General features: G+C 62.5%; 24 protein-coding genes. 8 read left to right on the top strand and 16 right to left on the bottom strand.

Going from position 1 to position 20,592, the window contains the following annotated elements:
• Positions 1-122: 122 nt before the first annotated feature.
• The 10 genes from accB to Q5H92_RS15355 form a co-directional block, all read right to left on the bottom strand.
• The gene (accB, locus tag Q5H92_RS15400; RefSeq protein WP_305012457.1) at positions 123-599 is read right to left on the bottom strand and encodes an acetyl-CoA carboxylase biotin carboxyl carrier protein; all 477 of its coding nucleotides are present in this window, start codon (positions 597-599) and stop codon (positions 123-125) included.
• Between the two features lie 130 nt (positions 600-729).
• Positions 730-1,293 carry an elongation factor P gene (efp, locus tag Q5H92_RS15395; RefSeq protein WP_305012431.1) on the bottom strand — a complete coding sequence of 188 codons (564 nt, stop codon included), beginning with the start codon at positions 1,291-1,293 and terminating at the stop codon, positions 730-732.
• 149 nt (positions 1,294-1,442) lie between these two features.
• Entirely contained in the window at positions 1,443-2,453 is a 1,011-nt protein-coding gene (locus tag Q5H92_RS15390) for a beta-ketoacyl-ACP synthase III (protein WP_305012430.1), read from the bottom strand.
• Positions 2,454-2,604: 151 nt separating this feature from the next.
• Positions 2,605-3,546, bottom strand: coding sequence for a phosphate acyltransferase PlsX (plsX, locus tag Q5H92_RS15385; protein ID WP_305012429.1), 942 nt, complete (start codon positions 3,544-3,546; stop codon positions 2,605-2,607).
• Positions 3,547-3,661: 115 nt separating this feature from the next.
• Entirely contained in the window at positions 3,662-3,892 is a 231-nt protein-coding gene (gene rpmF, locus Q5H92_RS15380) for a 50S ribosomal protein L32 (protein ID WP_305012428.1), read from the bottom strand.
• Between the two features lie 68 nt (positions 3,893-3,960).
• Positions 3,961-4,494, bottom strand: a complete 534-nt coding sequence (locus tag Q5H92_RS15375) for a YceD family protein (RefSeq protein WP_305012427.1) — start codon at positions 4,492-4,494, stop codon at positions 3,961-3,963.
• A 77-nt stretch (positions 4,495-4,571) separates the two neighbouring features.
• Positions 4,572-4,943, bottom strand: a complete 372-nt coding sequence (locus Q5H92_RS15370; protein WP_305012426.1) for a helix-turn-helix domain-containing protein — start codon at positions 4,941-4,943, stop codon at positions 4,572-4,574.
• 2 nt (positions 4,944-4,945) lie between these two features.
• Positions 4,946-5,254 (bottom strand): type II toxin-antitoxin system HigB family toxin, encoded by a 309-nt coding sequence (locus tag Q5H92_RS15365; RefSeq protein WP_305012425.1) that lies wholly within the window; start codon positions 5,252-5,254, stop codon positions 4,946-4,948.
• A 73-nt stretch (positions 5,255-5,327) separates the two neighbouring features.
• A complete protein-coding gene (gene pdxA / locus Q5H92_RS15360; RefSeq protein WP_305012424.1) occupies positions 5,328-6,362 on the bottom strand; it encodes a 4-hydroxythreonine-4-phosphate dehydrogenase PdxA in 1,035 nt (344 codons plus the stop codon).
• 118 nt (positions 6,363-6,480) lie between these two features.
• On the bottom strand, positions 6,481-7,938 hold the full coding sequence (locus tag Q5H92_RS15355; RefSeq protein WP_305012423.1) for a leucyl aminopeptidase family protein: 1,458 nt from the start codon (positions 7,936-7,938) through the stop codon (positions 6,481-6,483).
• 245 nt (positions 7,939-8,183) lie between these two features.
• Between Q5H92_RS15355 and Q5H92_RS15350 the strand changes: the two genes are divergently transcribed.
• A complete protein-coding gene (locus tag Q5H92_RS15350) occupies positions 8,184-8,585 on the top strand; it encodes a hypothetical protein (protein ID WP_305012422.1) in 402 nt (133 codons plus the stop codon).
• A 115-nt stretch (positions 8,586-8,700) separates the two neighbouring features.
• On the opposite strand, the gene Q5H92_RS26680 is transcribed toward Q5H92_RS15350, so the two are convergent.
• Complete coding sequence (locus Q5H92_RS26680; protein ID WP_369811152.1) at positions 8,701-10,233, bottom strand: TSUP family transporter; 1,533 nt, start codon at positions 10,231-10,233, stop codon at positions 8,701-8,703.
• Positions 10,234-10,458: 225 nt separating this feature from the next.
• Between Q5H92_RS26680 and rsmA the strand changes: the two genes are divergently transcribed.
• The 7 genes from rsmA to Q5H92_RS15300 all read left to right on the top strand — a co-directional run bounded on the left by rsmA (position 10,459) and on the right by Q5H92_RS15300 (position 16,636).
• Positions 10,459-11,283 (top strand): 16S rRNA (adenine(1518)-N(6)/adenine(1519)-N(6))-dimethyltransferase RsmA, encoded by an 825-nt coding sequence (rsmA, locus tag Q5H92_RS15335; protein WP_305012421.1) that lies wholly within the window; start codon positions 10,459-10,461, stop codon positions 11,281-11,283.
• Between the two features lie 20 nt (positions 11,284-11,303).
• Positions 11,304-12,269, top strand: a complete 966-nt coding sequence (locus Q5H92_RS15330; protein ID WP_305012420.1) for an NAD(P)-dependent oxidoreductase — start codon at positions 11,304-11,306, stop codon at positions 12,267-12,269.
• Positions 12,270-12,370: 101 nt separating this feature from the next.
• Positions 12,371-12,847: a transcription elongation factor GreA gene (gene greA / locus Q5H92_RS15325; protein WP_305012419.1), complete on the top strand. Its 477-nt coding sequence runs from the start codon at positions 12,371-12,373 to the stop codon at positions 12,845-12,847.
• 153 nt (positions 12,848-13,000) lie between these two features.
• Positions 13,001-13,840: a nuclease A inhibitor family protein gene (locus tag Q5H92_RS26675; protein WP_369811151.1), complete on the top strand. Its 840-nt coding sequence runs from the start codon at positions 13,001-13,003 to the stop codon at positions 13,838-13,840.
• 45 nt (positions 13,841-13,885) lie between these two features.
• On the top strand, positions 13,886-14,632 hold the full coding sequence (locus Q5H92_RS15310; protein WP_305012418.1) for a hypothetical protein: 747 nt from the start codon (positions 13,886-13,888) through the stop codon (positions 14,630-14,632).
• 90 nt (positions 14,633-14,722) lie between these two features.
• Positions 14,723-15,559 (top strand): alpha/beta hydrolase family protein, encoded by an 837-nt coding sequence (locus Q5H92_RS15305; protein ID WP_305012417.1) that lies wholly within the window; start codon positions 14,723-14,725, stop codon positions 15,557-15,559.
• 132 nt (positions 15,560-15,691) lie between these two features.
• Positions 15,692-16,636 (top strand): hypothetical protein, encoded by a 945-nt coding sequence (locus Q5H92_RS15300; protein ID WP_305012416.1) that lies wholly within the window; start codon positions 15,692-15,694, stop codon positions 16,634-16,636.
• 20 nt (positions 16,637-16,656) lie between these two features.
• On the opposite strand, the gene Q5H92_RS15295 is transcribed toward Q5H92_RS15300, so the two are convergent.
• The 5 genes from Q5H92_RS15295 to Q5H92_RS15275 all read right to left on the bottom strand — a co-directional run bounded on the left by Q5H92_RS15295 (position 16,657) and on the right by Q5H92_RS15275 (position 20,481).
• Positions 16,657-17,067, bottom strand: a complete 411-nt coding sequence (locus tag Q5H92_RS15295) for a hypothetical protein (protein ID WP_305012415.1) — start codon at positions 17,065-17,067, stop codon at positions 16,657-16,659.
• On the bottom strand, positions 17,051-17,806 hold the full coding sequence (locus Q5H92_RS15290; RefSeq protein ID WP_305012414.1) for a class I SAM-dependent methyltransferase: 756 nt from the start codon (positions 17,804-17,806) through the stop codon (positions 17,051-17,053). Before Q5H92_RS15290 ends, Q5H92_RS15295 begins: the two co-directional genes overlap by 17 nt.
• Positions 17,803-18,543: a DUF2071 domain-containing protein gene (locus Q5H92_RS15285; RefSeq protein WP_305012413.1), complete on the bottom strand. Its 741-nt coding sequence runs from the start codon at positions 18,541-18,543 to the stop codon at positions 17,803-17,805. Before Q5H92_RS15285 ends, Q5H92_RS15290 begins: the two co-directional genes overlap by 4 nt.
• A 10-nt stretch (positions 18,544-18,553) precedes the next feature.
• The gene (locus Q5H92_RS15280; protein ID WP_305012412.1) at positions 18,554-18,922 is read right to left on the bottom strand and encodes a DoxX-like family protein; all 369 of its coding nucleotides are present in this window, start codon (positions 18,920-18,922) and stop codon (positions 18,554-18,556) included.
• A gap of 89 nt (positions 18,923-19,011) precedes the next feature.
• Positions 19,012-20,481 carry a DNA/RNA non-specific endonuclease gene (locus tag Q5H92_RS15275; RefSeq protein WP_305012411.1) on the bottom strand — a complete coding sequence of 490 codons (1,470 nt, stop codon included), beginning with the start codon at positions 20,479-20,481 and terminating at the stop codon, positions 19,012-19,014.
• Between the last annotated feature and the right edge of the window lie 111 nt (positions 20,482-20,592).

The raw sequence follows: 20,592 nt of genomic DNA, 5'->3' as shown, positions 1-20,592 counted from the left end.
GGTGGGATGGTCAGTGTTAAAACCTGTCATCCTGAGCGGCGCAAAGGACCTTATCACGTTTGAACGACTCGTTCCGACTTGATAAGGTCCTTCGCGCTGCTCAGGATGACAAATGGGGGTAACTATTCAATCAAAAACAGCGGCTGGTCGTATTCCACCGGCGTAGCGTTGTCTACCAGCGCCTTCACGACGCGGCCGCTTTCTTCGGCTTCAATCTCGTTGAACAGCTTCATCGCCTCGATGATGCAGATAACCTGGCCTTTTTCCACCATGTCGCCTACCTGTACAAAAGCCGGAGCATCCGGGCCGCTGCTGCGGTAGAAGGTCCCAATCATGGGGGCCTTTAGGGCTTTGTGGCTGGCCGCCGAAGCTTCCGCAGCAGCCGGGGCAGCGGCAGGAGCCGCAGCAGCCGGCGCGGGAGCCGACGCTACCGGGGCCGGGGCAGCAGGAGCCGCTGCCGGGGCCGCTGCACTGAATACGGTTTTGGTGTTAGGGTCGCGCTGCACCGAGATTTTAAATTCCTCAGTTTCAATGTTAACCTTATTCAGGCCCGATTTAGCGATAAAATCGAGCAATTCCTGGAGTTCTTTGGCTTTCATGGCAGCGTCCTTTTCCTTTTTGGGCGAGTTTGACATTTTGGGAGCTATTAGCTAATGGCTGTTAGCTAATAGCTTCTCGTTGACCGTCAGCAAATGGCTAACCGCTAGAAGCTAATAGCTAAACAAGAGGCTATTTTACGCGCTCGACGTAGCTGTAGTCGCTGGTTTTGATGCGGATTTTGGTGTCCACGTCCACGAACAGCGGCACCTGAATGCGGGCACCGGTTTCCACGGTGGCGGGCTTTAAGGTGTTGGTGGCGGTGTCGCCGCGCAGGCCGGGCTCGGTGTAGGTCACCACGAGGTCAACGGTGGTGGGTAATTCGGCGGTGAGGGGCTGCTCGGTTTCGGCGTGCACGAGGATGGTCACTTCCTGACCTTCCTTCATAATATCGGCAAAAGGCACCAACTCCTCAGGCAGGGTAATCTGCTCGAAAGTGCTGTTGTCCATGAAATTGTAGCCGTAATCGTCCTTGTACAGGAACTGGTGCGGGCGCTGCTCCACGCGGGCCGTTTCCACTTTCACGCCGGCGTTGAAAGTGTTGTCGATGGTGCGGCCGGTTTTGATGTTGCGCATCTTGGTGCGCACAAAGGCCGGGCCTTTACCGGGCTTCACGTGCTGAAACTCGGTGATGACGTGCAGCTCGTTGTTGTAATTAAGAACGAGCCCGTTGCGGAAGTCGGCGGTTGATGCCATGGTTTTGAAGCTTTTAGCGAATAGCCGTTGGCTATCTGCTTTTTGTGGGTGGTTTTTGAAGGCAGTAGCAAATCAAGAACGCGCTACTAACTTTTTAGGTAACAGAAAAATAAGTGCAAAGCTAAGGGCTGGCCGCTATTCGTTATCCGCTAGGCCTTGGCCACTTTATCGCCATCATACGCCCATTTGATGTAAATGGAGCCCCATGTGAAGCCACCGCCGAAAGCTGCCAGCACGAGGTTGTCGCCGCGGCGCAACTGGCTTTCGTAGTCGGCCAGGCACAGCGGGATGGTGCCGTTGGTGGTGTTGCCGTAGCGGTCGATGTTGAGCATCACCTTTTCCGGGCCCACACCCATGCGGTTGGCGGTGGCGTCGATGATGCGCTTATTAGCCTGGTGCGGCACGAGGAAGGCCACGTCGTCGTTGCTGAGGTGGTTGCGCTCCATCACCTGGGCGGCCACATCGGCCATGCTTTTCACGGCGAATTTGAAAACCGTGGCACCTTCCTGGTAGATGTAGTGCTCCTTAGCGTCCACGGTGGCGTGGGAGGGCGGGCGGCGGCTGCCGCCGGCTTTCTGGTGCAGGTAAGCCTCGCCCGAGCCGTCGGTGCGCAGCACTTGGTCGAGGATGCCGTAGCCGTCGGTGCTGGGTTCGAGCAGCACGGCGGCCGCACCGTCGCCGAAGAGGATGCAGTTGGCGCGGTCGGTGTAGTCCACGATGGACGACATCTTGTCGGCGCCCACCACAATTACTTTCTTGTGCGTGCCGGCCTGGATGTATTGCGCCCCGGTGGCCAGCGCGAACAGGAACGTGGAGCAGGCCGCGTTCATATCAAAGCTGAACGCCTTGGTGATGCCCACGCCGTTGGAAATGATGTTGGCCGTAGCCGGAAACAGCAGGTCGGGGGTGGTGGTGGCACAAATCAGCAGCTCCACGTCCTCGGGGTTGGTGCCGGTTTTGGTCAACAGCTGTTGCACGGCCTTGATGCCCATCACCGAAGAGCCCTGGTCTTCGCCCTTCAGAATGCGGCGCTCTCGAATGCCGGTTCGCGACATAATCCACTCGTCGGTGGTGTCAACCATCTTTTCAAGCTCGGCATTGGTGAGGACGTAGTCGGGCACATAGGAGCCCACGCCGGTGATGGCAGCAGTAATCTTCATACGGGCAAAAGTAGGCGGGGCAAGCGATAATTGGGAATTCGGGCCGAAAATGGGCAATTGCCTAGCAGTCAGGGCACGGGCGCTGAGCCAGCAAGCGACTAAAAAAAATCCGGCCGGAGCCGGAGGTTTTTTCACCGCCGCATGATACGGTTCAGGTTTTAAAAGTAGCCTTTATTTGGTCAACAATGCCCGACTCGGCCATGTTGAAGCCCTGCACCAGCATGTTGCCGATGGCCAACGGGGTACTGCGGCCGTGCCCGATGATGGCGTTGTCGTTGATGCCCAGAATGGGCGAACCGCCCACGGCTTCGTAGTTGAATTTGTCGAAAAATGGGTCGTGAATGTGCTTCTCCTCCATCATCTCGTAGATGGATTCGGCCATTTTCAGCAGGATATTGCCCGTGAAGCCGTCGCACACAATCACGTCGGCTTTGTCGTTGAACATGTCGCGGCCTTCCACGTTGCCCACGAAATTGATGTGGGGGTTCACCTTCAGCAGCTGGTGCGCGGCTTGGGTGATGGGCGTGCCCTTGCCTTCTTCTTCGCCCAAGTTCACCAGGCCCACTTTGGGGCTGGCGATGCCCAGCACATACTGCGCGTACAGCGAGCCCAACTCGCCGAACTGCTCCAGCATTTCGGGCTTGCATTCGGCGTTGGCACCCACGTCGAGGAGGATGCCGAAATCCTGCTTGAGCTTAGGGACGAAGTTGGCGATGGCCGGGCGGATGACGCCGGGCACGGCCTTCACGGTGAGCATGGCGCCTACGAGCATGGCCCCGGTGTTGCCGGCCGAGCAGAAGGCGTCGACTTCGCCAGCCAGCAGCAGCTTGTAGCCCACGGCAATGCTCGAATCCTGCTTCTGCTGGAAAGCCTTGGCGGGGTGTTCGCCCATGTCGATAATCTGCGACGCGGGGACAAACTCAAGGGCGGCCCCGGCGGGGCCGGCCGCCAGCAGCAGGGGCCGCACGGCATCTTCCTGGCCAATGAGGACGATGGTGGCGCGGCCAGCGAGTTGTTCGGCGGCAAGCAGCGCACCCGCCACGGCGGCTTGGGGGGCGAAATCGCCGCCCATTGCGTCGAGGGCTATTTTCATGAACGAGGTGTTTGGGAGGTCAGGTGAGGGTGTAGGAACCACAAGTCCGGCCCCGCTGGCTTAAAAAAGGAGCGAAGCCGGACCGTGTGGTACCGCGAAGTAACAACCTGACGCGCTATTCGTCGTCTTCGGCAGTGTCAACTGCAGGCGCAGCGTTGGTTTTAGCGTAGTTTTTGATGGCCAGCTGGCCATTGTGGTACAGGTCGCCGTCTACTACGTAAGCTTTGTGGCGGAGGTGCAGCTCGCCCGTGTTGGGGCAGAGGGTCACGGCCTTAGGGGTCAGCTTGTAGTGGGTGCGACGCTTGTCGCGTACGGCGGAAGAAGTGCGGCGCTTAGGATGAGCCATGGTTTAGTTGAAATTAGGGGATTGAAGTTGCGGTTGTCGAGTGGGGAGCGACTCGGGGCACTGACGGATTAATTCAGGTTGCGCAGCGCGGCCCAGCGCGGGTCGGCCGGCTCGTCGTCGTCGGGCGCATCATCAGCAGGACGAGTGCTGAAAATGAGCTTGGTCGGCGCGTCGGGGTTGTCGTCGGCCTCGTCTTGGAAGCGCGGGTGCAGCTTCTTCATGGGCAGGGCCAGACCGATGTAGTCGTAGAGGTGCTGGGCGAGGGGCAGGGTCTGGGTGTCGGGCGTGATTTGCAGCACGTTGTCGTCCAGCTCCTTGGCCTCGTCGCCGAAGCGCACCAGCAGTTGCTCGTGAATGTCCAGCGGCTGGTCGAATTCATCGAGGCTGCGGTCGCAGGTGAGCTGCACGGTACCGGTGATGTGGAAGTTCAGCGTCATCAGCCGCTCGGTTTTGATGAGCTCCACGTCGGCGTGCAAGTGGCCATGCTCCACCAGCGGCTGGTCGAATAAGGCGAAGAATTCGGGACCCAACTCGAACTCAAAGTGGTGCGTTTTCAGCGCCAGCTTGGCCAGGTTGAGGTCGTATTTGCTTTCTTTTTTCACGGTCGGCTGGATAGCAGGGGGCAAAAGTAGTGAAAATCCGGCTTTTTGCCAAATATTCGGGTCATTTTCCCCGTTGGCTAGGCGGTTTTGAGGATAAACTCGGGGCTGATGTGCAGGCGCTCGTAGAGCTTTTTGGCCAGGTCCATGGTTACGCGCCGCTTGCCGCTCAGGATTTGGGAGAGGCGGCCGGGCGGCACTTCGAGCAGGGCAGCCAGTTCCTTTTGCTTGAGGTGCTGCTGCTGGCGCTTGAGTTCAATCATCGCCGGCAGGGTGGTGGGCTTTGATAGCGGAATAGGTGCATCCTCAACCCGCACTTCGTACTCTTGAATGGCTTCGGCCAACAGGCGGGCCGGCTCCTGGAGTGAAGGTGTATTATCGATATCCTGGGCTAGCAGCGCATCGAATTGCTGCAAAGCTTCGCGGTATTCCTGAAGCGTGTTGATGAGCATAATTAGGGCTTGGAATAATCAATGGTGGCAGCATCCACCACGTCGTATTCCTGGTGCGTGCCGATAAACTTGACAAAAACAGTGCGGGTAGAGAATACAATGGCGGCAATGAGCCGGTAGCGGTTGCCGCGAATGTTGAAGACGTAACGAAAGTTGCCCACGTAATCAACCGTGTTGGAGAATTGACGAACGTCGGCCAGCGTGCGCCAGTCGGCTAGGCTTACCTGCTGGTACCAGTCCTTGAGCGCATTCGCGGCATCGGGATGCTGCTTGCTGAACTCGCGAAGAATCGGCCAACTCAGGACAACCATAATAAACGCAGAAACGCGGCCGTTGCCAGCCGCGTTTCAAAAGTAGAAAGAAAATTTCGTTTATGAAAAGAAGCTACCGGGCCGAGCGGGGCTGGGCGGCTTCCCAGCGCTGCTTCCAGATGTCGCAGGCTAGGTACACGGCGGCGCGGAAGGACGATTCATCGGCCCGGTACTGGCCGGCGAGGCCGTAGGCGGTGCCGTGGTCGGGCGAGGTGCGGACTACTGAAAGGCCAGCAGTGAAGTTCACGCCGCGCTCGAAAGCCATGAGCTTGAAGGGAATCAGGCCCTGGTCGTGGTAGAGGGCCAGCGTGGCGTCGAACTGGCGGAACTGCTGGGTGCCGAAGTAACCATCGGCCGGGAAGGGGCCGAGGACGAGGTGGCCGTCGTGGGCGAACTGCTGGATGACGGGCGTCACGATATCGCCTTCCTCCTTGCCCAGCAGGCCGTTTTCGCCGGCGTGCGGGTTGAGGCCGAGCACGGCGATGCGCGGCTTGAGGATGCCGAAGTCATTTTTGAGCGACTTGAGCAGCAGTGTGATTTTGGTGCGCAGCAGCTCGGCGGTAAGCTTGGCGGGCACGTCCTTCAGCGGCACGTGGCCGGTGACGGTGGCAATGCGCAGGCCGGCGTCCTCATCTACCAAGAACATGAGGCTTTCAGGCGCCTGGAAGAAGCTGGTGAGAAACTCAGTGTGACCGGGGTAGCGGAAGTCGTCGGCCTGGGTATTGTCTTTGCTGATGGGGGCCGTTACGATGCCGTCAAGCTTGCCGGCTTTGAGGTCGCGGGCGGCGCAAAGGAGGCTTTCGCGGGCGGCGGCACCGGTGGCGGGGGAGGGCTGGCCGGGGGCGAGGGCAAAATCCTCGTCCCAGCAGGTCACGGCGTTGAGGCGGCCGGGAGCGATATCGGCCGCGTCGCGCAGCTGACGAAACTGGAGGTGCTCGGTATCGGCAGGCGTGGGGAAGTCGTCGAACAGGGCCGTGGCCGTGCCGTAGATGACGGGCGTGCAGATGCGCAGCAGGCGCTCATCGAGCAGGGTTTTGTAAATGACTTCGGGGCCGATGCCGGCGAGGTCGCCCACGGAAAAGCCGAGGCGGGGGAGGTTTTGGGGCATTGTCAGGAGCGAAACGTCATGCAGAGCGCAGCGAAGCATCTCGCGTGCAGCAGTGATTCAATCGATTGGATTAGTGGTGGCACGCGAGATGCTTCGCTGCGCTCTGCATGACGTTCTTTTAAGCGAGCTGCTTGGTCAGGAACTCATAGAGCAGGCGCACGCCCACGCCGGTGCCGCCCTTGCCGCGGTAGCTTTCGGGGGCGGTGAGGTAAGCGGGGCCGGCGATATCGAGGTGAATCCAGGGATAGCCCACGGCAAAGCGCTCTAGGAATTTGCCAGCGGAAATGTGGCCGGCTTCGCCCTTGCCAAGGTTGTTGATGTCGGCAATGTCGGACTTGATGTGGTCGGCGTACTCGTCCCAGAGCGGAAACTCCACGAGGCGCTCGTGCACGGTGTAGCCGGCTTCGCTGAGCTTTTGCAGGGTGGCGGGCTCGGCGGTGCCCATGGAAGCGCTGGCTTCGGTGCCGAGGGCGCGCACGGCGGCGCCCGTGAGGGTGGCTAGGTCGATGACGAGCTCAGGTTCGTAACGTTTGGCGAAGCTAAGGGCATCGGCCAGGAGCAGGCGGCCTTCGGCGTCGGTGTTGCGCACCTCGACGGTGAGGCCGCTGTGCATGGTGATGACGTCGCCAGGGGCATAGGCGAGGCCGCCGGGGCGGTTGTCGGTAGCGGGCACGAGGCCGATGACGTGCAGCGGCACCTGGTTTTTGGCCAGGGCGAAGAGCGTGCCGGCCACGGCCGCGCCGCCGGCCATGTCGCACTTCATCATGTCCATGCTGTTGGGCGTGGGCTTGAGGCTGAGGCCGCCGGTATCGAACACCACCCCTTTGCCGACGAGGACGTAGGGCTTCTCGTTTCGGGCATTGGCGGGCTTATATTCGAGGATGCTGAATGTGGGCGGCTCGGGCGAGCCGAGGTTGACGGCGAGCAGGCCGCCCATGCGCAGAGCTTCGATTTTGGCCAGGTCGAGGATGTCGGTGGAGTAGCCGGCTTCGTCGCCGGCCTGGGCCATGCGCTCGGCGAACTGCACGGCGTTCAGCTTGTTGAGCGGGGCATTCACTAGGTCGCGGGCCAGAACGACGCCTTGCAAAAGGCCTTCGAGCTCATGGATTTGAGCGGCGGTAGCGGCGTTGCCGACGAGGTAAACTTCTTTCAGGGCCGGGGCTTTGCGCGACTTCTCGTCGGTTTTGTAACCTTCGAACTGGTAGGCGGTGAGGGCCAGACCTTCAGCCAGCAGCAGGGCGGCGTTGGGCGTGGCGCTGTGGTTTTCGATGAACACCTCAGCTACTTTTTCGGCCTTAAGCTGGGCATGGAGGGTGTGGCCAGCGCGGCGCAGCTGCTCGGCCACTTGGGCGGCGGTGGGCTTGTCGGCCAGCACCACGAAGTAGTGATGGTGGCTGAAATGGTTGAGGTGAACCAGCTTCTGGTCGTCGGCCAGGGCGTGTTCCACGTAGCGGGTGGCCGCGGCGGGCAGGTCGTCGGCGGCGGCGGCTGGCAGCGTGGTGGTGCCGTGGGGCAGAATGAATACCTGCGTGGACTGGGCCGGCGCGGCGGCTACATGGGCAAGGGCGAAGGACATGAACAGAATTGGCTGAGGTAATACAACCGCGAAGGTAGCCGAGTACCGGGGACTAGCCGTTTTCGCCTAGGTGTTTCCGAAGCGAAAGCGCGTCAATCCGGCACAGGAAGGCCGCTGAGTGACCCTGATGCCGCTTTTAGGCACAGAAGCTACTTCCATTACGCGGGTTCAACTGTAGTTTGCCGGTCCATTCAACGGAAGCCCTCATGTCGTTTTTTACTTCTTATCTTGTATCATCCAGGTTCTTGGGCATCCTGCTGGCCGTAGCTTTCGGGCTGACGGCTTGTAGTACGGGCCCGGAAAAGGCGGTTTGCCAGCGGTTTAAGACCGGGCATTTTCAGTTCCGGCATCATGAACCCGGCTTTCATTTCTCATCGCTGATTGAACGCACCGATTCGCTGCAAATCGAACGGGATGAAATCAGCGGCGACATTTCGACCCTGGCAGTGAAATGGACCGGCGACTGCACCTACGATTTGCGGCTCATCAGCAGCACCAAGCCGTTTCCCGATTCCATTCAGCACCTGCGCAAAACCGTGCCGCTGCACACCGAAATTCTGGGTGGCACGGCCGACTATTATCTGTTCAAGTGCTATCGGGATAATTCCGATTTGGTAATTACGGATACGATGTGGGTGCGGAAATAGCGTTTTGTTCATTAATAATGAGGAGTTTTAGTTTGCTGTAAAAAGTTAAAAGCTCGGGTCAGATAACCAGAACCTGTTATCTGACCCGAGCTTTTGAAATGGGGAAGGGTGTTCCCTAAAAAAACACCTTGCGCAGGGCCCAGAGGCTCCACACTATCACCATCAGGCCCACGCCGAGGAACATCCAGCGGGTGGGAATGCGGCCGGCCAGCCGGGCCGCGAGGGGCGCCGCCGCCACGCCGCCCACGATGAGGCCGGCCACAATCTGCCAGTGCTTGATGCCCAAAATGGAGAAAAAGGTGAGGGCGCTGGCAAAGGTGACGAAGAATTCGACCAGGCTCACCGTGCCGATGACGAAGCGCGGAGTGCGCCCGTTGGTTATTAAGGTGCTGGTAACCAATGGGCCCCAGCCGCCGCCGCCGAAGGAATCGAGGAAGCCGCCGGCGCCGGCCAGCCAGCCGGCGTGCTTCACCTTGCGACGTTTTTCCTTTTGCTTGCGCAGGGCTTTGCTGATGATGCGCAAGCCCAGAATGAGCAGGTAAACCGCCAGAATGGGCTTGATGTAGTTGGCATATTGCTCGCCAAAGGTGGAGAGCAGCAACGCGCCGCTCACCGAGCCGAGGATGCCGGGCAGCAACAGCACCCGAAACAGCTTTTTGTTGACGTTGCCGAAGCGGTAATGATTGTAGCCCGACGCGCCGCTGGCAAACATCTCCGCCGTGTGGATGCTGGCGCTCACCGATACCGGGCTCAGCCCCAATGACATGAGGCTGATGGCCGAAACCACGCCGTAGCCCATGCCCAGCATGCCGTCAATCAATTGAGCAATGAAGCCGACGGCCACGAATTTGTAAAACAAACTTGAATTGCTGAAGACGCCCCAGGCCTGCTGCCATGTGAAATAGTAAGACAGGATGTTGAGCAGAATGAAGCCTGCGAACGTGACCAGTGCGCCCGTGGCAATGCGTCGCCAGTAGGCCGTAGCCGGCGATTCGAAGGCCGGACCGTAGGCCATTTCGGCCGTTAGCGTATTCAGCACCTTGACTTTGCTGGCAAAGTCGCCGCTCAGCCGCCGCCGGATGACGGTCATGTTCTGGAGCAGCGTGTGGAGCTCGCCGGGCAGGGTTTCTTCCAGCACGGCGCGCAGGCGCTGGCCCACGGAGGGCGACTTGCCATTGGTAGAAATGGCCACTTTCAGGTCGCCTTTCTGCACCACCGAAGAGAGGTAGAAGTCGCTTTCCGCGGGCGTGTCGGCCACATTGGTGAAAATGCGGCGGACCGAGGCGACGGCTTTAATGTGGCGGTTCAGAGCCGGGTCGTCGGTGGCCACGAACACGAAATCCTGGTCGTCGAGGTCGTCGTCGGAATACGGGCGGGCGTGCAGTTGCACCCGCGGGTGCCGGGCGGCCAACTCGGCCAACGTGGGCAGGATGCGCGGGCCCACCACCGTCACGGCCGTGGCGGGGCTGTCGCGCAAAATGGCGGTGAGTATTTCCAGGCCCGCGTTGCCGCCGCCGACCAGCAGCACATTGAACTGCTCCAACTTCAAAAAAACTGGAAACAGGGCGTTGGTTTGGGGCGGGGTGGCGGGCGGCGCAGGGGAGTTGGTCACGCTGGGGGCGGGGTGGGCGATGGGGGCAACGGCCATAAGTTACGACGAAATCGGGCGTGAAAATGCGTGCCCTGGGGGTGGCCGCCCCGTAGCCCTGCCGAATAGCGAAGTTGCAAAACCGTTCCGGTAGCTGGCACCGGCCGGCCCAAGCGGCGCAATAAACGGCAAAAGCGCGTGCCGGATTCCGGCTTTTCGCCCCCGCCCGGCGGGGCTGCTACCTTTGCCCTGCCGCCGCGCCTCTAGCCGCCGCCGCGCTTTCCCGTGGTCAGACCCAAAAAACACCTTGGTCAGCACTTCCTGGCCGACCCCAACATTGCCCGCAACATCGTGGGCGCCCTCCAACTGCCCGACGCCGTGCGCACGGTGCTGGAAATTGGCCCCGGCATGGGCGTGCTCACCCAATACCTGCTCCAGAACCCGGCCTACCAGACCAGCGTGGTCGAAATTGACACCGAATCGGTGGCCTACCTCAAGCAGCACTACCCGGCGCTGGACGGCCGGATTTATGCCACCGATTTTCTGAAGCAGAACCTGGCCGAGCTGTTTCCCGGGCAGCCGCTGGCCATTATCGGCAACTTTCCCTACAACATCAGCAGCCAGATTTTTTTCTCCGTGCTCAACAACCGCCAGCAGGTGCGCGAGGTGGTGGGTATGATTCAGAAGGAAGTAGCTGAACGTCTGGCCGAGCCGCCCGGCTCGAAAACCTACGGTATCCTGAGCGTGCTGCTGCAGGCCTACTACCGCATCGAATACCTGTTTACGGTGCCGCCGCACGTGTTCAACCCGCCGCCCAAAGTGGAGTCGGCCGTGGTGCGCCTCACCCGCAACGACACCCTGCAGCTGGACTGCGACGAGAAGCTGTTTTTCCGGGTGGTGAAACAGGCGTTTCAGACGCGCCGCAAGACGCTGCGCAACGCCCTGAAACCCTTCGGAATGCCCGCCGAGACCACCACTGACCCGGTGTTTGACAAGCGCGCCGAGCAGCTGGGCGTGGCCGAGTTTGTGGGCCTCACGCAACGCGTGGCGCAGCACCAGGCCGGCGGCGCGGCTCTGCCGGATTTGGATGCCAGCGACATTGCGGAATAAAAAACACGCTTAAGAATCCCATGAGCCTCTGCCTCGTCGTCGACGAAATGCACCCTTCGCTGCTGCCGCTGCTGGCCGACATCGGCGTGGCGGCCGATTACCAGCCCGACCTGACGGCTGCCGAAATCCCCGCCGCGCTGGCCGCCCGGCCCTACGAGGGGCTGGTAGTGCGCAGCAAGCTGCGCGTGACGGCCGCCCTGCTGGCCCACGGCCCGCAGCTGCGCTACGTGGCCCGGGCCGGCGCCGGCACCGATAACATTGACGAGCCTGCCATGGCTGCGGCCGGCGTGGCGCTGCTCAACGCGCCGGAGGGCAACCGCGACGCGGTGGGAGAGTTTGCGGTGGGGCTGCTGCTGGCGTTGTTTCGAAATATCGTGCGGGCCGATGGCGAGGTGCGGCGCGGCGAGTGGCACCGCGAGGCCAACCGGGGCGAGGAAGTGGGCGGCAAAACCATCGGTCTGCTCGGCTACGGGCACATGGGGCGGGCGTTTGCGCTGCGGCTGGGGACGTTCGGCTGCACGGTGCTGGCGCATGATATTGACCCTGGCATTGAGCCCGATGCGAATGCGGAATTGGTGAGCTTGGCTGAAATACAGGCCCGCGCCGACGTGCTAAGTTTGCACATCCCGTACTCGTCGGCCAACCACCATTTCGTGAACGACGTGCTGCTGGCCGGCTTTGCCCGGCCCATCTGGCTGCTGAACACGGCCCGCGGCGAGGTGCTGGACCATGCGGCGCTGGTGGGCGCGCTCCAAGCCGGGCGGGTGCGCGGCGCAGCCCTCGATGTGCTCGACAATGAAAAGCTGGGCACCCTCACGGCCGCGCAACAGGCTCGGTTCGATTTCCTGCAGCGGGCGCCCAACGTGGTGCTGACGCCGCACGTGGGCGGCTGGACGCACGAGAGTTACGCCCGCATCAACGAGGTGCTGGTGGAGAAAATTCGGGCATTTCGGGCCGGGGCCGAAACGGCGGGTGTGGGGAGCTAACTGGTTTTGCGTATCTTTGTCTCAAACCTAAGAAGGGAGAACGGTTGGCAGTGCCAGCCGTTCTCCTTGCTTTTTAGCCAAACCGTCAAGCACTAATTCCCATGGCCACCACCATCAATTATTACACCCCCGAGGGCCTGCAAAAACTGAAGGATGACCTCCAGGACCTTAAAATCCGGGGCCGGGCCAAAGCCGCTGAAGACCTGCGCGAAGCCCGCGACAAAGGCGACCTGAGCGAAAACGCCGAATACGACGCCGCCAAGGACGCGCAGGGCCTGCTGGAGCTGAAAATTTCCAAGCTCGAAGAAGTGCTGGGCAATGCCCGCCTCATCGACGAAACCAACATGGATTTCAGCAAGGTGCTCATCATGAGCAAGGTGAAGCTGAAAAACCTAAAAAATAACATGGTGCTCGACTACACGCTCGTGGCCGAAGAAGAAGCCAACCTGGCCACCGGCAAAATCTCGGTGAAGTCACCCATTGGCAAAGGCCTGCTGGGCAAATCGGCCGGCGACACGGCTGAAATCACGGTGCCCGCCGGCAAGCTGCAGTTTCAGATTCTGGAGATTTCGCGGTAGTTGTCAGTTGCTCGTTGTCAGTTGTTAGGGCAGCGCCGCGAGGTGCTGCCCTTTCTCCTTTTTAGACCCGGGCCGATGCCGGACCGTTGGTTCTCGTTTATTTGCATCAGCGACCTGCCAATTGATAACGAACAACCGACAACTAACCCGCCCATGCCTTCGATTTTCTCCCGCATCGTTTCCGGCGAGCTGCCGGCCTATAAAGTGGCCGAGGACGGCCGCCACCTGGCTTTTCTCGACATCACGCCGCTGGTGGAAGGCCACGTGCTGGTGATTCCCAAGCAGGAAGTCGATTACATTTTCGACCTGCCCGCCGATGAGCTGGCTAGCCTGCACGTGTTTGCGCAGCGCGTGGCCAAGGGGCTGAAAGCCGCCGTGCCCTGCAAGCGCGTGGGCGTGGCCGTGATTGGGCTGGAAGTGTCGCACGCCCACATCCACCTCATCCCGCTGCAAACGGTGCAGGATATTAACTTCACCAATCCCAAAATAAAAGTGCCCGATGCGCGAATGCAGGAACTGGCCGCCGCCATTGCGGCCAAGGTGGACGGCGGCAGCGGCCTGAGCGACGCCAAAGCTGCCGCAAATCGGGGCACTGATGCCGGCGCGCCCGTGCCGCCGGAACTGCAAAAGCAGGTGGCCGGGCTGCACTTCCTGAGCGAGTCGGACGCCCCGCTCGAGGCCGTGGCCTACGCCGCGCCCGGCGGCGAGCTGAGCAACGCCGCGCTACTCAAGCTGCTAGGCGAGCCCGCCGATGCCAAAGTAGAAACCATGGAACTCACCCAGTTCCTACGCAACCACACGGCCGACGATGGCGTGTTGAACGACGTGGCCCAGGCCAACCGCTACAAGGCCCTGCAAATGTTTATGAAGCAGGACATGGACGGCGTGCAGGTGTACCGCGTGGGCAAGGGCCCCGAAATCCACGCCTACGCCCTGGGCCGGACGATGGACGGCACCTTGGCCGGCTTCAAAACCGTGCTGACGGAGACGTGAGCCTGACCGAAATAATTACGAAGTCCATAACGGCTGCGGGGTGTCATGTCATTCGAGGTAATGCCGGTGCTCGATGCGATGCTGGCGCTGTATGACCAGCCGCGCGACCAAGCGCGCTTTCAGCGCTATCTGCAACTGCTGGGCGGCGGCAATCAAGCCGATTTGGTGGTGCCGGTGATGCACTTCAACCCCATGGCCAAGGAGCCGTTGGTGACCCGGCTGCGGGAATTGCAGCAGCTGGGCGCAGAAGACATTGCGGCGGAAGCGCTGCAGGAGGCCGGATTATGGCGCGGCACCGTGCCCGCCGAGCCCCATTTCCGGGTGGCGCTGAACCTGGCCGACGACGTGGCCGGCGGCTGGACCAACCGTTACACCACCGATTTCGCCAGCAAATTTGAGTTGAAGGCCTTGGTGAAGCGGGGCTTCTGCACGCCCGTATTTTGGGCCAGCGAGGAATATAGTCCGGCGTTGGTGCGGCAGCGCGTGCTGGCCCAAGTCTGGCGCACCCGCTACTACGCCAGCCACGTTCCGCCGCGCACAGTGGCCGAGCACCTGGCGCAAGAGGTGTTTGTGGCGCAACGGGTGCTCAAGAGTCCCGGCCTAGTAGAAACGGATTTTGAAGGAATACTGGCGCGTTACGAGGCCGTGAAGGCGGCCATTGACATGCCCACGCTGCTTACTTTTTTCTACGGCGACGCGGCGACGCGGCAGTTGGGCCATGCCGAATGGGAGCACTGGCCGGTGGAGAGTGGCTTTGAACTGGCCCGCCTGCTGGCAGCCGGGCTTCGCTAGCCGCTGCCGCCATCGCTGCAACCGAACCGGTCGGTATCGGTCTTTGGCGAAGGCTGGCCGGGTGGCCAGGTTTCTATTTCACAAAAACCAATGCTCCGTTTTCTACTGGTAAGCTGTTTCCTGTTGGTTAGTGCGGGGTCCTGGGCCCTCAAGCCCAGCCGCGTCTGGATAGCTACCCCCGATTCGTTGGGCCTGCGCTACCAGACCGTGGCCCTCGTCACGCCCGACCATGTGCAACTCACCGGCTGGCTCATTGAGCCGGCGCCGGGCGTGGCCGACCGCCACACCACCATGGTGGTGGCCTACGGCGACTTTGGCAACATGTCGAACGAGCTGTACCAGGCCCGGGCCCTGACGGCGGCCGGCTACCGGGTATACCTGTTCGATTACCGGGGCTTTGGCCACAGCGCCGACTTTGCCATCGATACCAAACAGCTTTATTATCATGAATTCGCCGTGGATTTGGGGGCGGCGCTGGCCGATGCGCGCCGGCGCTTCCCGCACGACCGCACCGGCATTATGGCTTTCTCGATGGGCAGCATCATGGCCAGCGAGGTGGCCGCCACGGCCCCGCACTGCGACTTCCTGGTGACGGAAGGCTACGTGGCCAGCCCGCAACGGCTGGTGGCCTACCAGTGGCAAAGCCGGCAGAAGGCTGTGAGTTTGCCGGCGGAAGCGGCTGCGTATTCACACTACGCGCCCCGCATCCGGTGCCCGTGGCTGCTCATTGGTGGCACGGCCGACAAGCACACGCCGCTGACCGATTCGGTGGCGGTGGTGCGCGAGGCCCGGCGGCGGCAGCGGCGGCAGGTGCTGGCTTTTGAGGGCGAGCACCTGCAGGGAATGGTGGCGCTGAGCATCGAGAGCTTCGGCGATAAGTACGTGGGGGAGGTGAGCCGTTTTTTGGCAGCCGGCAAACGGGGTTAGGCCAAGCGTTGGCTGTGGCGGACGCTGGTGGACGGGCCGGAAAAGCAGCGTAGGGCCAGCAGTGCAACTTTGAGGCGGCGAGGCCGGTCAGGCTGAAAACAGGAAACTCCCTGCTTTCAACCCTTCTTCACCATGCAAAAGCTGTTTTTACTACTGTTCATCGGCTTCGGCCTGAATGCCTGCAGCCACCAGCCGGCCCCGCCGCTGGCCACCGACCAGGTGAATGTGCTGGTAGGCAACGCCGGCTACGTGGCCGCCACCGGCAACGCCCCCACCACTGCTACCAACGACGATGCCCGCGTGCAGGCCCACCTCGCTTACGCCGAGGAGGAGCTGCGCCAGCACTCCACGGCCGGCCTGAGCCCCGCGCTGGTCCAGCGCCGCGGACAGTTGCTCGACCTGCTGCACCGCTACTGGGTGGCCGGTGTGTTTCCGCGCAACTACGACCATCCCGAAGGACGGCGCCCCTGCTTCATCGACCGCGACGGCCGCCTATGCGCCGTGGGCTACCTGGTGGCCGAAACCGCGGGCCGCTCCGCTGCTGAACGCATCAACCGGGCCCACCAGTACGACCTCATTGCCGACATGCGCACGCCTGTGCTAGCCGATTGGGTAAAAACCTCGGGCCTCACCACCGCTGAGTGCGCCCTCATTCAGCCCACCTATGGCCCGCTGCCACCCACCGAGGGCGAGGTGAAAGCCTACGCCGTGGGCTCGGCCCTGTGGGGCGGGGTGAACGTGATGCTGGGTGCCGCCAACGCCAGCCAGTTCAACCGTGCCGATGTGGGCAAAGGCGCCGCCTATGCCGGCATTCTGAGCGGCACCGGGCAGTTGCTGACGGGGGCCCTGCGCCTGCCCAACGACCAGCAAGGCATCAACTGGAGCCCGAGCACAACCTACGGCACGGAGCGCACCATTTCCTGCCTCAACATCGGCATGGGCACCGCCACCCTGGCCCTCAGCGCCTGGAACCTCATCAGCCACCGCAACGCCGAGCGGAAGAAAACCACCGTGGGCGTGGCGACATTCCCTGGCCCGGCGGGGGGCAGTGGGCTGTCGCTCACGCGGCGCTTCTGACGGCCGCCGGCCAAGCCAACTCATGCCGCAAGGCCCAGACCGCAGCCCACCCACAAAAAAACGGCACTCAAATACGACCAAAGCACCGAGAAAAGCAGGTGAATGATGGTTTCGAACCGCTTGCCGCGCCACAGCTCGGGCGAGTAGCCGAAGAACTGGACGAGCAGCCGGGCCAGCCAGAACACGCCGCAGCCCAGCGCCACCCGGCGGCCCAGCGGCGTGCCTACCAGCTCCGGGGCCGAGGTGAGGCAGAGCAGGCCCATGAGCAGCACGGTGAAGGCAATGAAGAACGTGTGCACGTACATCATCTGTCGGTTGATGAGGCTCACGGCGGCAAATTCGGTGCGCCAGTTGAAGTAGCGGCCAAAAGCCGCGTGCAGCAGCGCCAGAATGACGAGAAAAAAACCGGTGGCTTTAAGCTGCAGAACCATCTTGGCGCAGGAAGAAGGAGGTGATGAAGGGCGTAATTTTTACTTCCCGCTCGACGCGCAGCCCTGCCGCCCGAAAGGTTTCCAGCCAGGCGCGGCGCGAGTGGAAGTGCAGAAAGCCTACGGTGTAGGCCAGAAAATTGGCCGGGTCGCGCAGGTGTTCCGTCACCACCAGCGTGCCGGCTGGGGCCAGCACCCGGGCAATTTCCCGGAAGAAAGCGGCCCGCTCGGTGGCATCGCGGATTTCGTGGGCGGCCAGAAAAGCCACGGCCAGGTCGATGGAGCCCGCGGCCAGCGGCAGGGCGGCACGGGTATCCACCGCCAGGATGCCGGGGTAGGGCGGGTAGGCCCGCCGGGCGCGCTGAATAGACGGCTCGGTGTGCCGGGCCGCGTCGTAGAAATCGGCCGCCAGCAGGTGGGCCGCCGGGTACTGCCGGGCCAGCGGCGCGCTGATTTCATCGAAACCGGCGCTGAGGGTGAGCAGCGTGGCTGGCACGGGCACTTTGCCAAAAAGCCAATCGAACCGGTACAGCCCCGAAAAATCGTAGACGTAAGCCGTGACGAGCAGCGACACCAGCAGCGGCAGCAGCGCCAGCGCCAGCAGCAACCCGGCATACGGACGCCAGGCGGCCGGCCCGGCCAGCCACCCGGCGACTAGCGTCAGCGCGGCCCCGCCGGCCACGAGGTAAAGCGGCCAGTTGAACCGCACCACGTTCCACAGGCCTTGCAAGGGCTTTCTCACGACTGCCATTGCTCGGTGCGGCCTTTTTTCCACGAATAGGGGATGTCGCGCACGACGAAGGCATTGGCCAGGTGCAGTTGGCTAAAGCCCAGCTGCTCGAAAAACCCCACCCGATAGCTTTCCACGGCCACCGGCTGGGGCTGCCAATGCTCGCGCACGCCTTCCACAATCAGCATGCGGCCCGCCCGGGCATCGGCCGAAAAGGTAAAGGGCAGCGGGCCGGCAAAGCGGCGGGCTTCGGCCCAGGTGGCGAAAGGAGAATGCGGCGGCAGCGCAACTTCCGAAGCCGGCGGGGCCAGCGTCACGTGGAAATTGGCTTGCAATGATTCGATGTGCAGCCGGCCGGCGCGGTGCTGCTGCGCGATGTCGACGGTGTGGTACTGGTAGTGCGTGAAGAGGTTGCCCAGCCAGGTCATGCGCTTTTTATCGGTTTCGGAGCGCAGGATGTAGAGGCCGCGCAGGCGCTTGCCGGTGGGCGAGGGGTAGCGCACGAAGGCCCGGTAGCCAATCAGAAAAAAGGCCTGCCCCAGTGCGGCCGGGAAGCCCTTGGGCCGCAGGTGCCGCGTCTGGACCAGCGCCACGGCCAGGAAGCCCCGGCCTTCCGCAAAAGTATCGGCCACCAGCGGCGCCGGCAGCAGCGCCTGCAGCTCGGCCTGCGGCACGGCGAAGGTGAGCACCAGCGAGTGCTCAAAAAACGCTTCGACGGGGAATGGATGGGTTTTGAGCCAGGCCAGCATAATGCCGTATTTAGTAACCAGCGCGCTGGGCCGGCGGCAGGCTATGAAAGTAGATAAGCGCGCAGAACAGCACCGCAAACACCGCATTGAAGCGGCCCCACAGCAGCAGGTCGTGCGCCAGCACGGCCTCCAGCGTGTTCATCGACAGAATGAGCGCAATCTGTGCCCATGCGCACCAGCGGGGCCGGATGCCGCTCAGCACCCACACGGCCATGCCGATTTCACCCAGGCCAATCAGGCGCGTGAGCAGCGGGGCGTGCGCCGGGCCGAGGATGCGCGCCACGATGGCGGCGTGGCGCGGCACGAGCAGCAGCACTTTGCAAAGCAGGCCGTTGGCCAGCCAGACAAGCGCGATGAGGTAAGTGAAAAGGCGGTGCATGTCATTTTGTAGCGTGGACTCTGCGAGTCCGCGCCCGCTAGGTTTCGTTCGGCTCGTGCATGCGCGGACTCGCAGAGTCCACGCTACAGCTATTCGGCGCGGCCGGCGTCTACTAGCTTTTGGAGGCGAGCCTGAGCGGGGCGGGGCAGGGCGCTGAGCAGGTCGAGGCCGGTGGCGGCTTCGATTTTATCGACTGACGTGAGGTATTGGCGCCAGTCGGGGTTCACGGTGTTGTTGTCGTTGGGCGTGTCGATGGCCAGCACGCGCACGGCCGGGTCGGTGGCAATGCGCTGCAGGTCGTTGAGGCCGTCGGGCAAAATCACCATGACTTTCCAGATGCGGGCGGGCACGGTCACGCGGCCTTGGTCGAGGGTTTGGAGGAAGCCGTTGGCGCCGGTGCCGCCGCGCCCGTAGCTGCCCATGATGACGTAGATTTCCTGGCCGCGCTGGATTTGGGAGCGGCCGTATTCTTCAAGGTGGGCCCAGGTCTGCTGGTTGTTTTTGGGCGCCTGGGGCACCATGTTGGTCATCAGGAAGGTGTTGGCGTTGGCGTCGAGGTCGGCGGTGCGGTCGCCGCTGGGGCAGTTGTGGCCTTTGTCGAAGCCGGAGCGGGCGTAGCTGGCGGGCGTCACCGGGTAAAACTGCCGGGGCAGGGCCGCGTCGGGGCGGAAGTTGTTTTGGCGCGGGGCTTCGCCGAGGTCAGCCTTGTCGAGGTGCCAGCTCACCCAGGTGGGGATGCCGCGCGCGGCATGGTAGCCGATGGTAAATTCGGGGTGGACCAGCAGGTAGTTGTTGGCGTTGGCGGGGTCGGAAGTGGCGCCGCTGGGGTTGCCGAGGGCCAGGTTGGCGTCGTTGGGGTCCTGGGCCACGCCGGTGCCCGTGCCGACAGTGGGGGCGGGCTGCTGAGCGGGGCTGGTAGTGGCCGGCTGGGGCTGGTTGCGGTTTTCAAAATAGCCACCCGTCACGCCGCCGCCCACGGCCGCGGCGGGGCCGGCGGCGGTTTCGAGCACGATGTCATCAATATCGAGCCGGTTGGTGGGGCCGCTGGTTTTGCGGATTTCCAGCCGCAGAGGCTCATTGGCCAGCCCGGCGAAGACGTGCGCCGTGAGCGTGGGCCCGCTCGTGACCACCGGCTGGCCGGTACGGGAATACGTGCGGCCCCCGTCGCGGCTCAGCCACAGTTCCCAGGTGCTGGGCCCGTCGGAACCATACGCGGCCGCCGAGATGCGAATGCGGCGCACGCCCGCCGCCGCGTTGAAGCGCATGGAAATGCGGCCCAGGTTACGCAGGCGGGCGGCGTGGGCGCCGTTGGCGTGGTCCTGCGGGCTGCTGCCGATGAGGGCGTCCTGGAAGTGCCAGAGGCCAGTGGCCAGCGGCTCGTCGGCTTCCTCGTATGCGCCTTTGCTGCCCGACTCGAAGGTTTCGGGAAACGGCTGGCCGGCCGGCGCCTGGGCAGCGGGGGCTTGAGGCACCCGGGCCGTGGTGGTTTCGGGGGACTGCTGGGAGCAGGCCAGTAGGGCAAAAAGGGCAGCGGTGGAGAGGTAAGCCGGGGTGTGCATGGGGGCGAAGATATGGCTTCGGACGCCTGCGCTGGCGGCCTGGTTTTGGAGTGTAGCTTTCTGCTTAGCTTAGCCGCCTCATTCTCATCCCCAACCATTCATTCTGCTTCT

Source organism: Hymenobacter mellowenesis, from assembly GCF_030581005.1.
Classification (GTDB): domain Bacteria; phylum Bacteroidota; class Bacteroidia; order Cytophagales; family Hymenobacteraceae; genus Hymenobacter; species Hymenobacter mellowenesis.
This window is presented reverse-complemented; position numbering and strand designations above follow the sequence as displayed.

Coding starts and splice junctions, on each gene's coding strand:
- accB (WP_305012457.1), bottom strand. CDS start 599: ATGAAAGCCAAAGAACTCCAGGAATTGCTCGATTTTATCGCTAAATCG.
- efp (WP_305012431.1), bottom strand. CDS start 1,293: ATGGCATCAACCGCCGACTTCCGCAACGGGCTCGTTCTTAATTACAAC.
- Q5H92_RS15390 (WP_305012430.1), bottom strand. CDS start 2,453: ATGAAGATTACTGCTGCCATCACCGGCGTGGGCTCCTATGTGCCCGAC.
- plsX (WP_305012429.1), bottom strand. CDS start 3,546: ATGAAAATAGCCCTCGACGCAATGGGCGGCGATTTCGCCCCCCAAGCC.
- rpmF (WP_305012428.1), bottom strand. CDS start 3,892: ATGGCTCATCCTAAGCGCCGCACTTCTTCCGCCGTACGCGACAAGCGT.
- Q5H92_RS15370 (WP_305012426.1), bottom strand. CDS start 4,943: ATGCTCATCAACACGCTTCAGGAATACCGCGAAGCTTTGCAGCAATTC.
- Q5H92_RS15365 (WP_305012425.1), bottom strand. CDS start 5,254: ATGGTTGTCCTGAGTTGGCCGATTCTTCGCGAGTTCAGCAAGCAGCAT.
- pdxA (WP_305012424.1), bottom strand. CDS start 6,362: ATGCCCCAAAACCTCCCCCGCCTCGGCTTTTCCGTGGGCGACCTCGCC.
- Q5H92_RS15355 (WP_305012423.1), bottom strand. CDS start 7,938: ATGTCCTTCGCCCTTGCCCATGTAGCCGCCGCGCCGGCCCAGTCCACG.
- Q5H92_RS26680 (WP_369811152.1), bottom strand. CDS start 10,233: ATGGCCGTTGCCCCCATCGCCCACCCCGCCCCCAGCGTGACCAACTCC.
- Q5H92_RS15330 (WP_305012420.1), top strand. CDS start 11,304: ATGAGCCTCTGCCTCGTCGTCGACGAAATGCACCCTTCGCTGCTGCCG.
- greA (WP_305012419.1), top strand. CDS start 12,371: ATGGCCACCACCATCAATTATTACACCCCCGAGGGCCTGCAAAAACTG.
- Q5H92_RS26675 (WP_369811151.1), top strand. CDS start 13,001: ATGCCTTCGATTTTCTCCCGCATCGTTTCCGGCGAGCTGCCGGCCTAT.
- Q5H92_RS15310 (WP_305012418.1), top strand. CDS start 13,886: ATGTCATTCGAGGTAATGCCGGTGCTCGATGCGATGCTGGCGCTGTAT.
- Q5H92_RS15305 (WP_305012417.1), top strand. CDS start 14,723: ATGCTCCGTTTTCTACTGGTAAGCTGTTTCCTGTTGGTTAGTGCGGGG.
- Q5H92_RS15300 (WP_305012416.1), top strand. CDS start 15,692: ATGCAAAAGCTGTTTTTACTACTGTTCATCGGCTTCGGCCTGAATGCC.
- Q5H92_RS15295 (WP_305012415.1), bottom strand. CDS start 17,067: ATGGTTCTGCAGCTTAAAGCCACCGGTTTTTTTCTCGTCATTCTGGCG.
- Q5H92_RS15285 (WP_305012413.1), bottom strand. CDS start 18,543: ATGCTGGCCTGGCTCAAAACCCATCCATTCCCCGTCGAAGCGTTTTTT.
- Q5H92_RS15280 (WP_305012412.1), bottom strand. CDS start 18,922: ATGCACCGCCTTTTCACTTACCTCATCGCGCTTGTCTGGCTGGCCAAC.
- Q5H92_RS15275 (WP_305012411.1), bottom strand. CDS start 20,481: ATGCACACCCCGGCTTACCTCTCCACCGCTGCCCTTTTTGCCCTACTG.